Source organism: Bradyrhizobium sp. (assembly GCF_049581145.1).
Taxonomy (GTDB): Bacteria; Pseudomonadota; Alphaproteobacteria; order Rhizobiales; family Xanthobacteraceae; genus Bradyrhizobium.
Genome location: NZ_JBAURI010000395.1, coordinates 1 through 1537, shown reverse-complemented (window position 1 = coordinate 1537; position 1537 = coordinate 1). Strand labels below are relative to the sequence as shown.

General features: G+C 59.9%; 2 protein-coding genes. Both read left to right on the top strand.

Features of this window, described 5'->3' with window-relative positions:
- The first annotated feature begins 163 nt into the window (after nucleotides 1-163).
- On the top strand, nucleotides 164-412 hold the full coding sequence (locus WCB02_RS12780; protein WP_423958591.1) for a hypothetical protein: 249 nt from the start codon (nucleotides 164-166) through the stop codon (nucleotides 410-412).
- Complete coding sequence (locus tag WCB02_RS12775; protein WP_423958590.1) at nucleotides 409-1449, top strand: efflux RND transporter periplasmic adaptor subunit; 1041 nt, start codon at nucleotides 409-411, stop codon at nucleotides 1447-1449. The genes WCB02_RS12780 and WCB02_RS12775 overlap by 4 nt, the downstream gene beginning before the upstream one ends.
- The last annotated feature ends 88 nt before the right edge of the window (nucleotides 1450-1537 follow it).

Genomic DNA, 1537 nt, shown 5'->3' with positions numbered 1-1537 from the left:
GCCGATCTTCAATCAAAACCAGGGCGCGATCGCGGAGGCGATTGCCAAGCGGCGCGAGGCGGCGGCGAATTTCATTGCCTTGCAGGCAGAGATTATCGGCGAGCTTGATCACGCAACCGTCGCCTATCGCAAATCAACGCAATCGCTGGCGAGCGCGGAGGCGATGCAGGCGGATGAGGCGCACCGCGCGCGTCAGGTCGAGAAATCCTTCGGCGCTGGGCAGGCTGATCGGCCGACGCTCGTTTCGACGCAAATGGAGGCTGCAATTACAGCGCTCACCGATTTCGACGCCATGCTGCAGCAACGCGAGGCTTTGGGGTCGCTGGAAGATGCGCTGGAGCGGCCGCTCTACGGCCCTGATACCCTGCTGATATTGCCCGAGGCGCAATTGCCGCCGAGGTCTTCATCATGAATGCCACCAGAAGATTTCGCCTCGTGGCCCTGCTATTGCTCGCGTTTGCGATCGGCGGCGTGCTTGGCTCGTTTTATCTGATCCCTTCGCACGCAGATGAGGACAGCGATAACGACAATCCCAATCCAGCCGTAAGGCTCACAATCAAAAACGGCGTGCCGACTCTGACGTTGACGGCGGAAGAGCAGCAGAATGCTGGCATCATCGCCGCGAAACTCGATCCGGCGCCGCCGCGAGCTTATATGCGCGGCTTTGGCACTGTGCTCGATCCGGCCGGCCTTGCCGATCTCGAAAATCAATATCTCGAAGCCGAAACCCAGGTTGCGGCGGCGAAATCACGGCTCGCGAGTTCGCAGGCTGCTTATCTCCGCGCGCAGGTTCTAAATAAAGATCAGCAGAATATCTCAACCGCACAATTGCAGAGCGCACGCAGCAGCTTCGATGTCGATAGCAATGCGCTTGCGGCAGCGCAGGCGCGTACCAAAGCCATTATCGCCAACACACGGCAGGCTTGGGGTGAGACGATTGCCAAGGCTCTGGCAAGCGGTGGTCCACAGATCAACGATCTGCTTGCGCGCAATCACTATCTGGTCCGCGTCACGCTGCCGCCTGACGTAACCATCTCCACGCCGCCAGAAACCGCGAGTGCGCTCTACGGCGCGACCGATGTGCGGCTTCGTTTCGTGTCGCTTGCGAGCACAGCCGACCCGAAGTTGCAGGGAATAAGCTATCTTTACGAGGCACCAGCACAAAATCTGCTGCCGGGCCTTGCGCTGGAAGTCACGCTGGCTGTCGCAAGCGAGCAATCGGGCTTGATCTTGCCGGATTCGGCGGTCGTCTGGCTCGAAGGAAAGGCCTGGATTTATATCCGCACGCAGCCGACGATTTTCATTCGCAAGGGCATCAATCCGGCCCGCTCGGCGCCGCGGGACGGATTCGTGGTCTCAGGCCTTCCGGCGGATGCGCTGATCGTTATCCAAGGCGCACAAATGTTGCTCTCGGAAGAATTCCGCGCCTCGGTCCCGGTCGAGGATTGATGATGCGCATTGCCGGCTTGCAGGCCTCGATCATCCGTTTTGCGCTGCGCTTTCGCGTCATCGTCGTCGTGCTTGCGTGTCTGCTTGT